This window comes from Streptomyces sp. NPDC000594, from assembly GCF_040299965.1.
Classification (GTDB): Bacteria; Actinomycetota; Actinomycetes; order Streptomycetales; family Streptomycetaceae; genus Streptomyces.
In genome coordinates, this window is the sequence record NZ_JBEPCY010000001.1 from 179582 (window position 1) to 195004 (window position 15423).

The following is a 15423-nucleotide window of genomic DNA, read 5'->3' on the forward strand; positions in this document are numbered from 1 at the left end:
GCCGATGTGAACAGTGTAAACTCCGGCGCGGTGCGGCCGGAGGAGTACGTTCCGGGGCCGCCTGGACCACCTGGGCCACCGGGAGACCCACCGGATCCCCCCGGGGTCCACCGCCGCCGGGGTGTCGACCGGTCGGGCGATCCGGCGCGTGTGCGCCATCGATGACGAAGGGAGAAACCCCGTGACCACGGTGGATTCGGGTACGTCGGAAGGTGCCGAGGTCCCGCGGACCGAGCCGGACCCCCGGCGGTGGCTGGTGCTCGCCCTGCTGTCGAGCCTTCAGTTCATGATCCTGCTGGATATGACCGTCGTGAATGTGGCCCTGCCCAGGATCCAGGACGGACTCGACTTCTCACCGTCGGGCCTCGCCTGGGTCGTCAACGGCTATGTCCTCGCCGCGGGCGGTCTGTTGATGCTCGGCGGACGGCTGGCGGACGTCTTCGGGCGGCGGCGTCTGCTGATGTGCGGGGTGGTCCTCTTCACGCTCTCCTCCGCCGTCTCCGGTGCCGCGGTCGACCCCTGGATGATGGTGCTCGGCCGGTTCGGCCAGGGCGCGTCCGAGGCGCTCGCCGCCCCCGCGTCCCTCGGCCTGATCGCCCTGCTCTTCACCGACCCCAAGGAGCGCACCAAGGCGCTCGGCATCTGGGGCGGGATCATCGGACTCGGCGGCACCCTGGGCTATGTCATCTCCGGAGTCCTGACTGATCTGGCCTCCTGGCGCTGGATCTTCTTCATCAATCTGCCGGTCGCCCTCGTGGTGATGTTCCTGATCCCGCGCCTGGTCACCGAGAGCAAGATGGTGCGCGAGAAGGGCCAGAGCCTCGACATCGTGGGTGCGATCACCCTGACCCTGGGCCTCGTCGGCGTCGTCTACGGACTCCTCCAGGCGGCCGATCACCCCTGGGGCTCCGCGAAGGTGCTCGCCCCGCTCGCCGCCGGTCTGGCGCTGCTCGTGGTGATGATCCTGGTGGAACGGAAGGTGTCCGACCCCCTCGTACCGCTGAGCTTCTTCGCCAACCGCACCCGCTCCGTCGTCAACTTCACCACGCTGTTCTTCATGGCCGCGTTCATCTCCTACACCTTTATGCTCACCCTGTTCGAGCAGCGGGTGCTGGACTACTCCCCGCTGGTCAGCGGATTGGCCTGGTTGCCGCTGAGCGTCGGCATCGGCACCGGTATCGGACTGGGCACCGCGCTCATCCCACAACTGGGCATCCGGGTGGTCACCTCGGTCGGCTACATCGGCGCGGGCGTGGGCCTCTTCCTCACCAGCATGATCGACGTGGACAGCTCCTACTGGGGCGGCATCATGCCGGGGATGCTCGTCTTCGGTCTCTTCGCGGGTGTCACCATGCCCGCCGCCACCAACGCCGCGCTCCACGGGGTCACCGTCCAGGACTCCAGCCTCGCCTCCGGGGTGCAGACCACCATGCAGCAGATCGGTGGCGCCCTCGGTGTCGCCGTCCTGGTGACCCTGGCGATCCGGGACACCGAGGACGCGATCGGGCGCGGTGTCGACGCCGATGTTGCCACCACCGAGGGGTACGCCCTGGCCTTCCGGGTCGGCGGCGCCCTGATGGTCATCGGCGGACTCCTGCTGCTCGCCCTGGTGGAGCGGGTCGACACCAAGCTGCGTGACCCCATGGCCGAGAGCGTCGCCCGCACCGGCTGACCCGGAGGGGCGAACCCCACCGGCTGACCTGGAGGGGAGAACCCCGCCGGAACGATCCGCCGGGAGGCCGGGCGCCTCCCGGCGGCCCCGTCCGTCGAACGGAAAGGCTGACCGCGATGACCGTCGCCCCCATCGTCCGTGCCGCGCCCAACCAGACCGAACTCCTCTCCGTCGACGCCGACTATCTGTGGCACCCCTGGTCGCCGAGCCGGGTCAGCCCCGACACCCTGGTCGCGGTCGCGGGCGAGGGCTGCGAGGTCCGGGACGCGGACGGCCGCACCTATCTCGACGCCAAGTCCTCCGGGCTCAACGCCACCCTGGGATACGGCTGCCGGGCCGTCACCGACGCGATCAGCGCCCAGCTGGCGCAGCTGATGACCTATGACATGGGCGAGGGGGCCAATGTCCCCGCGATCCGGCTGGCCCAGCGGATCGCGGGACTCACCGGACCCCGGCTGACCCGGACCTTCTTCTGCAACAGCGGCTCCGAGGCGATCGAGACCTGTGTCCGGATCGCCCGCTTCTACCATGCCGTCCGTGAGGACACCGGACGTACCCTCATCGTCTCGCTGGACACGTCCTACCACGGGGCCACGATGGCGGCGGCCGCCTGCTCGCCCGCGGCGACGCCGGTCGCGCCTGAGGTCGCCCCGGGCGGCTTTGTGACCGTGCCCGGACCGGGCCGTACGGAGGGGCCGGGCCATGCGGAAGGGTCCGGCGGTCACCCCGCCGACCCCGGTCCCGGCCCCGACCCCGCCGCCGATGGCGCGGACGCCCTGCGTGAGTTCCTCGCCGAACACGGGTCCCGTACCGCCGCCGTCGTCCTCGAACCGGTCCAGGCCCGGGGCGCCCAGGTGGCGTCCGACGCCTATCTGCGGGCGGTGCGCGCCCTGTGCGACCGCCACGGTGTGCTGCTGATCCTCGACGAGGTCACCACCGGATTCGGCCGTACGGGGCTGATGTTCGGCTACCAGCACTCCGGGGCCGAGCCGGACATCCTGGCCACCAGCAAGGGACTCGCCGCCGGATATATGTCCCTCGCCGCGGTCACCACCACCCAGCACATCTTCGATGTCTTCGACCGGAACAAGGAGCGGGCCGGGTTCGTCCACGGCCACACCCACTCCGGCCACGCCGCCGCCTGCGCCGCGGGCCTGGCGGTGATCGACGTCATCGAGAAGGAGCGGGTGCTCGCCAATGTCCGCGCCCGGGAGGCCCAGCTGTTCACCGCGCTTGAGGCCGTCCGCCCGCTGCCGCACCTCCGCGAGGTGCGCGGGAGAGGGCTGCTGATCGCCCTGGAGACGGACGGCTCCCGGCGCGCCGCGCGGATCCGGGCCCGTATGCGGCAGGACGGGATCCTGGTACGGCGCACCGGCCGGAACATCCTTCTGGCCCCGCCGCTGATCATCACCGAGACTGAGACGGCCCGGCTGGCCGGCGCGCTGACGGCCGCCGTCGAGGCGGTCGCCGGCGACGCGGGCTGACCGGCCGGCGGCACCCGGCGGCGTCCCGCCCCGCAGGACCATTCGAAGAGACACCGATCGGAAGAGCAAGGAGAAACGTCATGGCAGCCGCGGCGAAGAACCCCCCGCAGGACATCGACACCACCTTCACGGCGGACATCATCAAGGAGAACACCAGCGGCTGGATCTGTGTGATCATGCCCGGCTCCGGTGATTTCTTCGGCACCCGGAAGGCCGTCAAGGTCTCCGGTCTGGCCGACGGCAAGGAATTCCAGGCGACCATGCTCCCGATGGGGGACGGAACGCATATGCTCCCGCTCCGGGCAGCCCTGCGCAAATCCCTCGGAAAGGACCAGGGGGACAAGGTCACCGTGCAGCTCCAGAAGCGTCTGAGCTAAACGTTCTCGATTCACCGGGGAGCGGTCGGGCGAACTCCCCGAATGGCCGTTCCCACCTTGGCAATTCACTTTGGAAGGCGGTAGTTTCCCACCATGGCTGACGCAACACAGAACGACAATGGGGCGACGGTCGGGGATCCCACTCCCGGCTGGTTCGACATTTCCACTCCGGATTCCGCGCGGGCGCGTGCCTTCTACCAGAAGATGTTCGGCTGGTCGGTGCATGTCCTGGACGAGACCTACTCCGTGGTGGGCGCCGAGGGCGCCCCGCCCGCGGGCGGTATCGGCCAGGCGGGTCCCGACAGCCCGTATGTCGGGGTCGTCGTCTACTTCCCCGTCCCGGATGTGGACGCGGCGCTGGCGCACGCCGTGGAGCTGGGCGGCAAGCGGGTGATGGAGCCCCAGTCCACCCCGGACGGCCGGATCGCCGCGTTCTCCGACCCGGACGGCAACACCATCGGCGTGATGAGCCCCTGAGGCACTGACTTTCCGAGACGCACGGCAACGGCCTTCAGGACCCGGCCAGGGTCCTGAAGGCCGTTTCTTGAGGGGTGCGAGCCCCCGGGTGTCACCGGGCGAAGAACTCCATCAGCAGCGGCGCCCCCGCCTTCTGGTCGAAGAGGTGGTCATAGCCGTGCATCGTCACCAGCTCGGCCCCGGGCACCTCCTCGGCGATCCGGGCGCACGCGTCATGGATCACCCGCTGGCCCTCGTCGCCCCGCATCACCAGGGTGGGCACCCCGATGCGGTGCAGCGCGTCATAGGGGAGCGCCAGATGGTCCCGGTTGATCAGGGCGTCGTAGTAGGTGGACCGGGTCATGGTCTGGAAGGCCGCCCAGGCCGGGTGGGTCTTGAACTTCTCGATCGACTCGTCGTCCAGGAACCCCACGATGTCCCGGGAGAAGAGGGTGACCACCTCCTCGCGGCGGTCCTCGTCGATGAGCCGCCGCAGCGTGGAGACCTGCTCCGCCGTGGTCGGTGAGGACCAGTACGGAGGCTCGTACAGGCCGAGGCGGAGCATCGGCAGACCGCCGGCCGCGGCCAGTACGGCGATCATGCCGCCGGTGCAGTTGGCGAAGACATGGCTCGGCTCGCCCACCGCGTCCAGGATCGCGGCCAGGTCCTCGATCTCCCGGTCGATCGTCCAGCGCCCCGGGTCACCCTCACCGCTGTCGCCCCTGCCCCGGCGGTCATAGGTGTACACCGTGAAACGCTCGGACATGATGGTCGAGAGCGGGGTGAACATGGCCCGGTCGTTGAGCCCTCCGCCGATCACCACCACGGGCGGGCCGCTTCCGTACCGCTCGTACGCGATGACGGTGCCGTCCGCCGACACCGCCGTCTCCATCGGACAGTCGCGCGCGTCACCGTAGTCCGCGTCGAGATCGCCGAGGATGCCGCCGCCTTCCGCGCCGTCCTCCCCGGCCGGGGAGATGTCCACTGTGCCGCTCGTCGCGGGTGCTGGTTCCACCATGCTCCGTCCCTCGCTCCTGTCGTCCGTGTCTGCTCAGGCCACCAGGGCGGGCTTGCCGTGGAGATGTACGGGTACGGTCTCGTGACCGTTGACCACGAAACTGCCCTGCCCCACCAGCTTGTCCCGGTCGACCGCCAGCTCCAGGTCGGGGAAGCGCTCGAAGAGGGCGGGGATGCCGATCATCCAGGCACTCTTCGCCAGCCGTGCGCCCAGGCAGTAGTGCACGCCGAAGCCGAACGACAGATGGGTCTTGTCCTCGCGCAGCGCGTCGAAGGTGTGCGCGTCCGCCCCGTGGATCGCCGGGTCCCGGCCGACGCCGGCGAAGTCCACCAGCACGACATCGCCCCGCCGCATCCGTACCCCGCCGATCTCCACATCCCGGGTGGCGAAGCGGAACGGCAGATGCGCGACGGGCGACTCCACCCGCAGGGTCTCCTCGAAGATGTTCTCCCAGGGGACCTCCCCGGACTTGACCCTGGCCAGCAGGGCACGGTCGCTCATCAGGGCGACGGAGGCATGGGCGAGCGCGTTGACCAGCGTCTCGGAGCCGGCGCCCAGCAGCAGATGGAGGGTGCCGATCATCTCCGAGTCGCTGAGCCGGGAGCCGTCCTCGTCCTGCGCCGCGATCATCCCGGTCGTCAGGTCGTCACCCGGGTTGTCCCGCTTGTACTGGACCAGATTGCCGATGGCTATCTGCCACTGGTCGAGGTTGGCCGAGGCGACCTCGGCGGTGATCCGGGTGTCGATGTTCTTGTGGCCGCCCTCCAGCACCCCCGCGCGGGCGTCCTCCGGAACCCCGAACAGATCGCACATCAGCCGGGTCGGCAGCTCCATATGGAAGCGGCCCTTCAGATCCACGACCTCATCGGGGCCGGCGGCCGCCAGACCGTCCAGCAGCTCCTTCACCGTGGCCTCGATATAGGGCTTCATCGCCTCGACCCGGCGCTGGGTGAACGCCTTCAGCAGCAGCTTGCGCAGACGTGCGTGGTCGGTGCCGTCCTGGGTGGCCATGGTGTCCATCGCCGCCCAGGTGATCAGCGGCCAGCCGTTGGAGATCTCCCCGTTCATGTACGCGGGCCAGTTGCGGCGGGGGTTCTTGGAGAACAGCTCCTCGTTCCCCATGATCTCCTTGGTGACCTCGTAGTCGTGCACCGACCACGCGAGCACACCGTCCTGGAGTTCGACCCGTGCGATCGGGCCCTGCTCGCGCAGCCGGGTGGTCTCACCGTGTGTATCGAGGCCTTGCGGGTCGAGCCGGTAGGGGCAAACAGCGTCTGACATGAGACACGACCTCCAGCGGGGTCCATGGTGGTGGCGAGAATTCGATTTCATCGATGACTTCATGCTATTTCCCGCACCGGTGGCCGACTTCTTTCTGATTGCCATGATTCCCGGCCCCGCGAAAACACCGTGAGGATCCCCGCAAGCAGGAAGAAGAAAGCCCCGGGCCGCCCGGCGTACTTTCGAGTCTCCCGCCATCCGAGGAGATCGCCATGGAATTCGTCCTGACCCCGCCCACCGCCCCGCCGGCCCCCACCCCCGAGGGACTCGCGGCCCTGCACCATGTCGGGGTCACCGTCAGCGACCTGGAGCGCAGTGTCCGCTGGTACGAGGAGAAGCTCGGCATGGTCCAGTGGATGAAGGAGCGGTTCGACGGCGGGCGCACGGCGGGTCTGATGCGCCCCGGCACCGGTGTCTATCTGGGACTGACCCAGCACGAGAGCGGCACGGGGGAGGAGTTCGCCCCGCACCGCACCGGCCTGGACCATCTCACCTTCGCCGCCGGAAGCCTGGAAGAGCTGGAGAGCTGGCGGGCCCATCTGGTCTCCCTCAAGGTGGAGTGCAGCGAGGTGCGCGTCCATCAGGAGCCCATCGCGTTCGCCCTGTTCACCTTCAGCGACCCCGACGGGGTCGCCCTGGAGGTCATGCACATCGCGGGCTGACCCGGTCACAGCGCCGGCACACCAGCGCCGGCGAGACCACGAGCACACCAGCACCAGCACCAGCACCAGCGCCCGCCCCTCGTCCCCGTGGCCCGGTCGCCCCGGCCGGCGCGGAGCGGGGGGCGGCCCCGGCACCACCCCTTCGGAGCACTCTGGAGCGACCATGTCCGACATACCCCTGGCCGTAGTCACCGGGGCATCCTCCGGTATCGGCGCGGAGTTCACCCGGGTCCTGGCGGCCCGGGGACACCGGGTCCTGGCCGTGGCCCGGCGGGCCGACCGGCTCGCCGCGCTGGCGGCGGAGACCGGCGGCCTGGTGATCCCCGAGGTCCGTGACCTCACCGCCGACGGCGCCAACGCCGCCGTCGCCGAGCGCGCCGAGGAGCTGGGCGGCGCCGATCTGCTGGTCTGCAACGCCGGGCGCGGGCTGCACGGCCGGTTCGTCGACGCGGACCGCGCCGACACCCTCGACATGCTGCGGCTCAATGTCCTCTCCGGTGTCGACCTCACCGCCCGGGTGGTGCCGCGGATGGTGGCGCGCGGCTCCGGCGGGGTGATCGTGGTCGCCTCGACCCTGGGCTTCGTCACCACGCCGTATCTCGCCGCCTACGGGGCGAGCAAGGCGTTCCTGCTCTCCTTCGCCGAGGCGCTCGCCACCGAGCTGGCGGGGACCGGGGTGCGGGCGATGGCCCTCTGCCCCGGGCCGACCGTCTCGGAGTTCAGCGAGGTCGCCGGGCTCGGTGACAAGGTGGAGAAGACCCCCGGCCACACCACCACCGCCGAGGTGGTGGCGGGGGCGATGCGGGCCTGGGACGCCGGCCGGACGGTGACCGTGCCCGGCACCGTCACCCGGCTGATGACCACGGCGCTCGACCTCGCCCCGCGCCCGGTCTCCCGCCGGGTGATGGAGCGCATCTTCCGCTGAGGGAGCCCCGGGCGGTCCCGCGCGGGTCCCGGGCGGGTCCCGAGCGGGCGCCGAAGGGCCCGTGGTCCGTCTCCGGATCCACGGGCCCTTTGTCCACGGGCCTTGTCCATGGGCCCTTCGGCCGTGCCCGCGCCGTCGGGGCGACACCGGTGGGCGACACCGGTGGGGGGCGGGTGGGGCGTGCCGCTGTGATCCCGGCGGGGCGGCACCCCCGTACCTCACCGGCCCTCGGCCGCCCGGCGGAACTCCCGCAGTTCCGAGACGAACAGGTCCGGCTGCTCCATGGCGGCGAAGTGACCGCCGCGCGGCGCCTCCGTCCACCGGACGATCCGGGGATTCCTGCTCTCCGCCAGCCGTCGCACCGGCTGCGCCAGATCCGCGGGATACACCGTCACCCCCAGCGGCCCCGGCACGCCGGGCAGCGGCGGCGGGGGAGCGGAGGTGATCGGCAGGAACGGGGCGTTGTCCGCGTAGAGATGGGCGGACGAGGCACCGGTGCCGGTCAGCCAGTACAGCGACACATGGGACAGCAGCGTGTCACGGTCGATGGCGTCCTCGGGACTCTTCTCCGAGTCGCTCCACTCGTAGAACTTCTCCACGCTCCACGCCAGCTGGGAGACGGGAGAGTCCGTCATCCCGTACCCCACCGTCTGCGGCCGGGTCGCCAGCAGCTTCATATAGCCGGAGCCCTCGTCGACGAAGGTCCCCAGCCGCTGGAGCCTGCCCAGCTCCGCCGCGTCCAGATCGGCCGGCTCCGCCGGGTCGCCGGACGGGGCCGCGAAGAGGAAGTTGACCTGGGTGCCCAGGACATGCTCGGTGTCCATGGCCCCGAGGATGATCGACACCGAGGCCCCGAGGTCACCGCCCTGCGGGAGGTACCGCTCGTACCCCAGTGAGGCCATCAGCCCGGCCCACAGCGACGCCACCCGGGGGAGGGCCCAGCCGTGCTCGGTGATCGGCCCGGAGAAGCCGAAGCCCGGCAGCGACGGGACGACGACATGGAAGGCGTCCGCCGGGTCACCGCCGTGCGCCCGGGGGTCGGTCAGCGGGCCGATCACCTCCAGGAACTCGATGAACGAGCCGGGCCAGCCATGGGTGAGCAGCAGGGCGACGGCGTCCGGCTCGGGCGAACGCACATGCAGAAAGTGGATGTCCGCGCCGTCGATGGTGGTCATGAACTGCGGAAAGGCATTGATCCTGGCCTCGGTGGCCCGCCAGTCGAAGCCGTCGCGCCAGTACGCCGCCAGCTCCTGGAGATAGGACTGCGGCGCGCCCCTGCTCCAGCCGGTGTCGGGCATCCTCGCCGGCCAGCGGGTGGCACGGAGCCGCGCGCGGAGGTCGTCCAGGTCTTCCTGGGGAACGCGGACATGGAACGGACGCATGACTGCTCCTCATCTCTGCAACTCTGCAACTCCGCGTCGGTCGTGGAGGAATCCGCCACGGGGGAAGGGACGGGAGACCCGGGCGCGTGTGGAGAGCGGGCCCCGCCCCTGTCGTCCATCGCGGACGCTACAAGCCCCCGCTCCGGCGGCATACCGTCGTGCGTGATTGGAGCACGACAGGAGAAGCCGCCGCCGTACCACCGGTGGACCCGCCCGGCGCGCCCGCTACTTCGCAACGTGGGAGAAGAGACTCCCGGGGCCCGCCGCTAGCGTTTCCGGCGACCGCTCACCCGTCCCACCAGGGGAGGCGCACCTCCATGGGAACCAAGACCGGCGATCACGCCGTCGTGCTCGGGGGCAGCATCGGCGGCCTTCTCGCCGCGCGTGTGCTCTCCGACTCCTACCACCGGGTCACCGTCATCGACCGGGACGACCTCACCGGCTCGGGCATGGACCCCCGACCGGCGGTCCCCTGGTCCGTCCATATCCACGCCCTGCTCGAACGGGGCCGGCAGATCCTTGAGGAGCTGTTCCCCGGCTTTGTGGACGATCTGCTCGCCCTCGGCGTGCCGGTGGGCGACTACGGGACCACCTGCCACTACTACTTCAACGGCCGGATGTTCGCCGAGGCCGAGACCGGGATGGCCTGTGTGGGTGCCAACCGCCCGGTCCTGGAGCACCAGATCCGCACCCGGGTGACCGGGATCCCCGGGGTGACCCTGCGGGAGCGGACCGACATCGTCGGGCTGGTGGCCACCGGGGACAACGCCAGGATCACCGGTGTCCGGGTACAGCCCCGGGACGGCGCGGACCCCGGGCGGGGCACTGACCCCGGGCCGGGCGCGGTCTCCGGTCCCGGCGCGGCGGAGATCATCCACGCGGACCTCGTCGTGGACGCCACGGGGCGGGCCTCGCGCACCCCCCGCTGGCTGGAGGAGCTGGGCTATGAACGGGCTCCCGAGGAGAAGGTCCACATGGACCTGACGTACACCACCATGGACTTCACCGGACCGCTGCCGCACGATCCCCTCGGTGACGACATCGCGCTGGTGCCGACCGCGACACCGGCCCGGCCGCGCGGGGCCATCTTCGCCCGGCTGGCGGACCGGTACGCGCTCACCCTGACGGGGATACGCGGCGACCGCGCGCCCACCGACCGCGAGGGCTTCCTCGACTACGCCAGGACGCTGCCGATCCCCGATATCCACCAGGCCGTCCGGGACGCCGAACAGCGCGGCCCGGCGGGCAGTTTCCGCTTCCCGGCGAGTGTGCGGCACCGGTACGAGCGGCTGCGGCGCTTCCCCGCCGGCTATCTCGTCATCGGCGACGCCGCCTGCATCTTCAACCCCGTGTACGCCCAGGGGATGACCGTGGCCGCGATGGGGGCGACCGTGCTGCGGCGCCATGTGGCCGAGGGGCGCGAGCCGCGCGCGGACGCCTACTTCCGCGACCTGGCCAAGGTCACCGACGCGCCGTGGAGCATGTCGGCCGCGGCGGATCTGGGGTATCCGGGGGTACGGGGGCGCCGGACCCTGGCGACCCGGATGGCCAATCTCTATGTCACGAAGGTGCAGGCCGCGGCGGCCCATGACGCCGTGGTGGCGCGGAGCTTCATCCGCACGATCTCGTTGGTGGACCCGCCGCAGAGTCTGATGACGCCGTCGATGATGCGCCGGGTCCTCCTCGGCACCGGGTCCCGTACCGCGTCCGGCCCGGCGGACCGTGCCCCGGCGCCCTCCTCCGGCCCGCCGCCCACGGCGGGTTAGCCCTCCCGACCGGCCTCCGGACCGGCCTCCGGACCGGCCTCCCGACCGGCCTCCCGACCGGCAGCCCCGCCGACCGGGAGGCCGGCCTCACCCGCCTTCGACCGGCGGCCCGCCGTGTCAGCCCCGTGCGACCCCTTCCCTCACCCTGGACGAGGAGACCCGTGTCCCACCTCCGGCCGGACGGCGGACAGCCGCGCGCTGCCGCCGTCCCCGCACCCGCCCGCACCCGTCACCGATGGGCGGCGCTGGTCCTGCTCTGCGCCGCCAACTTCGCGGTCCTGCTGGACTCGCAGAGCGTCATCCTCGCCCTGCCCCAGCTCTCCGGCGACCTCGGCATGTCCGCCGGGGACGCGCAGTGGATCCTCAGCGCCAAACTGATCACCTTCGGCGGACTGCTGCTGCTGGGCGGGCGGACCGCCGACCGGCTCGGCCGCCGCCGGGTCTTCCTCGTCGGGACCGCCGTCTTCATCCTCTCCTCGGTGATCTGCGGCTTCGCCCCCAACGGCCCGGTCATCATCGGCGCACGGGTCCTCAGCGGGGTGTCGGCCGCGCTGATGGTCCCCACCGCCCTGTCGATCCTGCTGAACACCTTCCCCGAGGGCCGGGACCGCAACACCGCGCTCGCGGGATGGGCGGGCATCGGCGGCATCGGCGCCACCGCCGGGCTGCTGGTGGGCGGTCTGCTCACCGAACACCTCGGCTGGCAGTGGGTCTTCTTCGTCAATGTGCCCATCGGCCTGCTGGTCCTGGTCCTCGCCCCGCTGCTCCTCGCCGAGAGCCGGGGCCGGAGCCGGGACCACCAGGGCCCGTACAACATCAGTGGTGCCCTGACCAGCACGCTCGCCCTGGTCGTCGTCATCCTCGCGGTCACCAGGGCCTCCGTGAACGGCTGGACCGGGCCCCGCACCCTGGCCCTGCTCGCCGCCTTCGCCGTACTCGCCGCCCTCTTCGTCGCCATCGAGCGGAGATCGTCCTCACCGCTGCTCCCGCCGGACCTGCTGCGCCGGGGGACGCTCGCCGGGGGCAATCTCGTCACCCTCACCATGGGCATGGCCGCCTTCGGTCTCTCCGTCACCATCTCCCTCTACGGACAGGTCGTCCTCGGGCACGGCCCGCTCGAATTCGGCCTGCTCCAGTCCGTGATGCCGTTCCTCGCCTTCGTCGGGGCGTACGCGGGCCAGTCCGTGGTCACCCGGATCGGCTTCCGGCCGGTGGTCGGCGCGGGCCTGGTCCTGCTCTGTGCCGGTGCGCTGCTGCTCTCCCGGGTCCCGGTCGACGGCGAGTACGTCCCCGACATCCTCTGGGGTCTGGTGGTCTTCGGGCCCGGTCTGGGCGCCGGTACGGCGGCGGCGTCGGTGGCCGCGCTCGCCCGGGTCCCCGAGCGGGCCAGCGGGGTCGCCTCCGGGCTCACCGTCGCCGCCCTCCAGGTCGGCGGTGCGCTGGGCATCGCCATCGTCACCTCGGTGGCGACCACGTACTCCACCGGGCCCGGCCCCGAGGGCACGACGGCGGGACTGCGGGCCGCGTTCACGGCCTGCGCGGTCTTCGCGGTGGTCGGGATGGTGCTCGCCGCCGCGCTGCTGCGGCGCCCCGGACCCGGCGCGGCGGTGCCCCCGGACTCCGGAGCCCCGGGCCGGGAACGGGATCTGCCGCTCGTCCGCTGAACCCGCCCAGGGCCCCGGCGCCCGATCCCCGATGCCCGGAGCCACGGAAGCGGTACGAGGAGACAGGAAGGGAGACATCCGGTGACCGACCCGGTGGACAAGGCGACGGTCGAGGCGGCGGTCGAGCCGGGAAACGGGGCGGCGGTCGAGGCGGGCAGCGGGTCGGTGCCCCGGTCCCTGATGGTCCGTTCGTCCGACGGCACCCCGCTGGCCTGCGAACGGACCGGTGAGGGCCCCCCGGTCGTCCTGGTCGCGGGCGGCCTCGGCGACCGGCGGATGTTCGACCGGCTCACCGCCGCGCTCGCCGCGCGCTTCACCGTGGTCACCTATGACCGCCGGGGGCGCGGCGACAGCGGCGACCGGAGCCCCGGGCGCTACTCCATCGACCGGGAGACCGAGGACCTGGCCGCCGTGCTCCGCGCCGCCGGCGGCCCGGCCGCCGTCTTCGCCAACTGCACCGGCGGGATCATCGCCGTCCGTACCGCCGCCCAGGGCGTGCCATCGGCCGGACTCGTCCTCTACGAGCCGCCGTTCGGCGCCCCGCCCAACCCGGACGGCTATCTGGACCGGCTGCGGCGGCTCATCGCCCAGGGCCGCAGGGCCGAGGCGGTGACCCTCTTCTGGCGGGAGTCCGTCCGCTTCGACGAGGACGTGATCGTACGGCTCAGGGCGCACCGGGCATGGCCGGTCTTCCAGGAGCTGGCGCCGACCCTGGTCCACGACGGCCTCATCGGTGAGCGGCACGGCGCGCTCCCGCACGACATCCTGCCCCGGATCACCGCCCCCGTCCTGATCCTGGGCGGCACCCGCAGCCCCCGGTGGATCCAGGACTCCTGCACCACCCTGGCCCGGGAGATCCCCCGGGCCCGCTACACCCGTATCCCCGGCGAGGGCCATGTCCTCCCGCAGGAGGCCGTGGCCCCGCTGCTGAGGGATTTCCTGCTGTCCCGGCCCGCTGTCCCGACCTGATGTCTGAACTGCTTTCCGGCCGGGCGGAACCGCCGCCCCGGCCGGAGGCGAACGGAGAGAAACATGGCCACGACATTCGTTGTCCGCTACACCATGCGCCCGGAGACCGCCGACGCGAATCAGGAACTCGTGGAGAAGGTCTTCGCCGAATTGGCCCGGAAGAATCCCGAAGGGGTGCGCTACACCTCGCTGCGGCTTGCCGACGGGGTGAGCTTCGTCCATATCGCGGTCCTTGAGGAGGGTGCCGCACCCCTCACCGATCTCACCGCCTTCCAGGAATTCCAGAAGGGATTCGGCGAGCGGGCGGCGGGACCCGCCGAGGCCGGAGCAGCCACGGTGGTCGGTGCCTGGGGATTCGGTTCGTGATCGGACCGATCGGACTGCGCCCCGCGACCCGGGCCTGGGCGAGCGCGCCCGGCCCGGGCGTCGTGCCGCTGCCCGAGCTGCGTGGCACGCTCAGTACCGCCGACGCCGATCTCATCGCCGTGGCGGGGGACTTCGGCAACCGGATCCACCACCGCCCGCTCGCCGTGGTCCGGCCGGCGGACGCGGCCGATGTCGCCGCCGTGGTCCGCTTCGGAGATGTCTGCGGCATCCCGGTGGTGCCCCGGGGCGCCGGGAAGTCGGTCGACGGCCAGGCCCAGGCCCCGGACGGCATCGTGCTCGATCTGACCTCGCTCGCCACCGTCGGCCCCGTCGCGGGCGACCGGGTCACCGCGGCGGCCGGGGCCCGGTGGAGCGCGGTGGTCTCCACCACCCTGGCGCACCGGCTGATGCCCCCCGTCCTCCCCGACTATCTGGAGCTGTCCGTCGGCGGCACCCTCTCCGCCGGAGGGTTCGGCGGTACCAGCCACCGGTACGGCTCCCAGGCCGACCATGTCGATGCGCTCGATGTCGTCACCCCCGACGGATCGCTGACCCGCTGCTCACCCACCCGGAACACCGCCCTCTTCGACGCGGTGCGCGGCAGTCAGGGGCGGTACGGGGTGATCGTCCGCGCCACCCTCGCCCTGACCCGTGCCCCGGCCCTGGCCCGGGTCCACCGGCTGGTCTACCGCGACCTCGGTGTCTTCCTCGCCGACCAGCGGCGGCTCATCGGCGACGGCCGCTTCGGCCATGTCCTCGGCCAGGCCTTCCCGGGGGTTCTCCCCGGGAGCGGGGACGGGGAGTGGGCCTTCGTCCTGGAGGCCATGACCGCCTTCGACCCCCCGCACCCGCCCGACGACGGTGCCCTGCTCGGCGATCTCGCGTATGAGCCCGGTACGGCGGAGAGCGCCACCACGCCCCTCGCGGAGTTTCTGCACCGGCTCGCCCCTCTGGAGGAACGGCTGCGCGCCGCCGGTTCCTGGCAGTCGGATCCGCACCCCCGGCGCACCGTGCTGCTGCCGGGGCGCCATGCCGAACGGGTGGTCGCGGCGACCCTGCGCCGGCTGACCGCCGCCGGCCTCGGCACGGGCGGCTCGGTGCTGCTCTACCCGGTCCCCACGGGGCGGATCGGCGCCCCCGGGGTGCCGGTGGCCCGCGACCCGATCACCGTGGTCTTCGGTCTCCAGCGCACGGCGCCGCCCGGGGAGCGGGCCGTGCTCGACGCGATGCTGCGGGGGAACGCCGACCTGCTCGCCGAGGCGGAGCGGCTGGGCGGGGCGGGGTACGCGGGTCCTCCCGCCCGCCGTCCCGCCCGCTCCACCGCGCCGTCCGGGGAGGCCGGCCCGCGCTGAGACAGCCGCGTCACGATGTCCTCCGGCCCGTCGGGAAACCCCCGGCGGG

At 71.9% G+C, this 15423-nt stretch carries 14 protein-coding genes; 11 read left to right on the plus strand and 3 right to left on the minus strand.

Features of this window, described 5'->3' with window-relative positions; translation table 11 throughout:
- The first annotated feature begins 181 nt into the window (after positions 1-181).
- From ABT354_RS00480 to ABT354_RS00495, 4 genes are all read left to right on the plus strand, one after another.
- Positions 182-1672 (plus strand): MFS transporter, encoded by a 1491-nt coding sequence (locus tag ABT354_RS00480; RefSeq protein WP_351486887.1) that lies wholly within the window; start codon positions 182-184, stop codon positions 1670-1672.
- 116 nt (positions 1673-1788) lie between these two features.
- A complete protein-coding gene (locus tag ABT354_RS00485; protein ID WP_351486890.1) occupies positions 1789-3156 on the plus strand; it encodes an aminotransferase family protein in 1368 nt (455 codons plus the stop codon).
- A gap of 80 nt (positions 3157-3236) precedes the next feature.
- Positions 3237-3533, plus strand: a complete 297-nt coding sequence (locus ABT354_RS00490) for a DUF1905 domain-containing protein (protein ID WP_351486893.1) — start codon at positions 3237-3239, stop codon at positions 3531-3533.
- 93 nt (positions 3534-3626) lie between these two features.
- On the plus strand, positions 3627-4010 hold the full coding sequence (locus ABT354_RS00495; protein WP_351486895.1) for a VOC family protein: 384 nt from the start codon (positions 3627-3629) through the stop codon (positions 4008-4010).
- A 91-nt stretch (positions 4011-4101) separates the two neighbouring features.
- On the opposite strand, the gene ABT354_RS00500 is transcribed toward ABT354_RS00495, so the two are convergent.
- Entirely contained in the window at positions 4102-5007 is a 906-nt protein-coding gene (locus ABT354_RS00500) for an alpha/beta fold hydrolase (protein WP_351486898.1), read from the minus strand.
- 33 nt (positions 5008-5040) lie between these two features.
- Positions 5041-6288: a cytochrome P450 family protein gene (locus ABT354_RS00505; protein WP_351486900.1), complete on the minus strand. Its 1248-nt coding sequence runs from the start codon at positions 6286-6288 to the stop codon at positions 5041-5043.
- 212 nt (positions 6289-6500) lie between these two features.
- Between ABT354_RS00505 and ABT354_RS00510 the strand changes: the two genes are divergently transcribed.
- Positions 6501-6950: a VOC family protein gene (locus ABT354_RS00510; protein ID WP_351486902.1), complete on the plus strand. Its 450-nt coding sequence runs from the start codon at positions 6501-6503 to the stop codon at positions 6948-6950.
- Positions 6951-7113: 163 nt separating this feature from the next.
- Complete coding sequence (locus ABT354_RS00515) at positions 7114-7875, plus strand: SDR family NAD(P)-dependent oxidoreductase (RefSeq protein WP_351486904.1); 762 nt, start codon at positions 7114-7116, stop codon at positions 7873-7875.
- Positions 7876-8093: 218 nt separating this feature from the next.
- Here ABT354_RS00515 and ABT354_RS00520 read toward each other — a convergent pair whose 3' ends face one another.
- Positions 8094-9257, minus strand: coding sequence for an epoxide hydrolase family protein (locus tag ABT354_RS00520; protein ID WP_351486906.1), 1164 nt, complete (start codon positions 9255-9257; stop codon positions 8094-8096).
- Between the two features lie 317 nt (positions 9258-9574).
- On the opposite strand from ABT354_RS00520, the gene ABT354_RS00525 reads away from it, so the two are divergent.
- From ABT354_RS00525 to ABT354_RS00545, 5 genes are all read left to right on the plus strand, one after another.
- Entirely contained in the window at positions 9575-11023 is a 1449-nt protein-coding gene (locus ABT354_RS00525; RefSeq protein WP_351486909.1) for an FAD-dependent oxidoreductase, read from the plus strand.
- A 161-nt stretch (positions 11024-11184) separates the two neighbouring features.
- The gene (locus tag ABT354_RS00530) at positions 11185-12687 is read left to right on the plus strand and encodes an MFS transporter (RefSeq protein WP_351486911.1); all 1503 of its coding nucleotides are present in this window, start codon (positions 11185-11187) and stop codon (positions 12685-12687) included.
- Between the two features lie 81 nt (positions 12688-12768).
- Positions 12769-13656, plus strand: coding sequence for an alpha/beta fold hydrolase (locus ABT354_RS00535; protein WP_351486913.1), 888 nt, complete (start codon positions 12769-12771; stop codon positions 13654-13656).
- A gap of 63 nt (positions 13657-13719) precedes the next feature.
- Positions 13720-14022, plus strand: coding sequence for a hypothetical protein (locus tag ABT354_RS00540; RefSeq protein ID WP_351486916.1), 303 nt, complete (start codon positions 13720-13722; stop codon positions 14020-14022).
- Positions 14019-15374 (plus strand): FAD-binding protein, encoded by a 1356-nt coding sequence (locus tag ABT354_RS00545; RefSeq protein WP_351486919.1) that lies wholly within the window; start codon positions 14019-14021, stop codon positions 15372-15374. The genes ABT354_RS00540 and ABT354_RS00545 overlap by 4 nt, the downstream gene beginning before the upstream one ends.
- Positions 15375-15423: the final 49 nt, after the last annotated feature.

Excerpts from the sequence above, each read along its gene's own strand:
- ABT354_RS00485 (WP_351486890.1), top strand. The coding sequence starts at position 1,789 with ATGACCGTCGCCCCCATCGTCCGTGCCGCGCCCAACCAGACCGAACTC.
- ABT354_RS00525 (WP_351486909.1), top strand. The coding sequence starts at position 9,575 with ATGGGAACCAAGACCGGCGATCACGCCGTCGTGCTCGGGGGCAGCATC.
- ABT354_RS00515 (WP_351486904.1), top strand. The coding sequence starts at position 7,114 with ATGTCCGACATACCCCTGGCCGTAGTCACCGGGGCATCCTCCGGTATC.
- ABT354_RS00505 (WP_351486900.1), bottom strand. The coding sequence starts at position 6,288 with ATGTCAGACGCTGTTTGCCCCTACCGGCTCGACCCGCAAGGCCTCGAT.
- ABT354_RS00510 (WP_351486902.1), top strand. The coding sequence starts at position 6,501 with ATGGAATTCGTCCTGACCCCGCCCACCGCCCCGCCGGCCCCCACCCCC.
- ABT354_RS00520 (WP_351486906.1), bottom strand. The coding sequence starts at position 9,257 with ATGCGTCCGTTCCATGTCCGCGTTCCCCAGGAAGACCTGGACGACCTC.
- ABT354_RS00540 (WP_351486916.1), top strand. The coding sequence starts at position 13,720 with ATGGCCACGACATTCGTTGTCCGCTACACCATGCGCCCGGAGACCGCC.
- ABT354_RS00490 (WP_351486893.1), top strand. The coding sequence starts at position 3,237 with ATGGCAGCCGCGGCGAAGAACCCCCCGCAGGACATCGACACCACCTTC.
- ABT354_RS00495 (WP_351486895.1), top strand. The coding sequence starts at position 3,627 with ATGGCTGACGCAACACAGAACGACAATGGGGCGACGGTCGGGGATCCC.
- ABT354_RS00500 (WP_351486898.1), bottom strand. The coding sequence starts at position 5,007 with ATGGTGGAACCAGCACCCGCGACGAGCGGCACAGTGGACATCTCCCCG.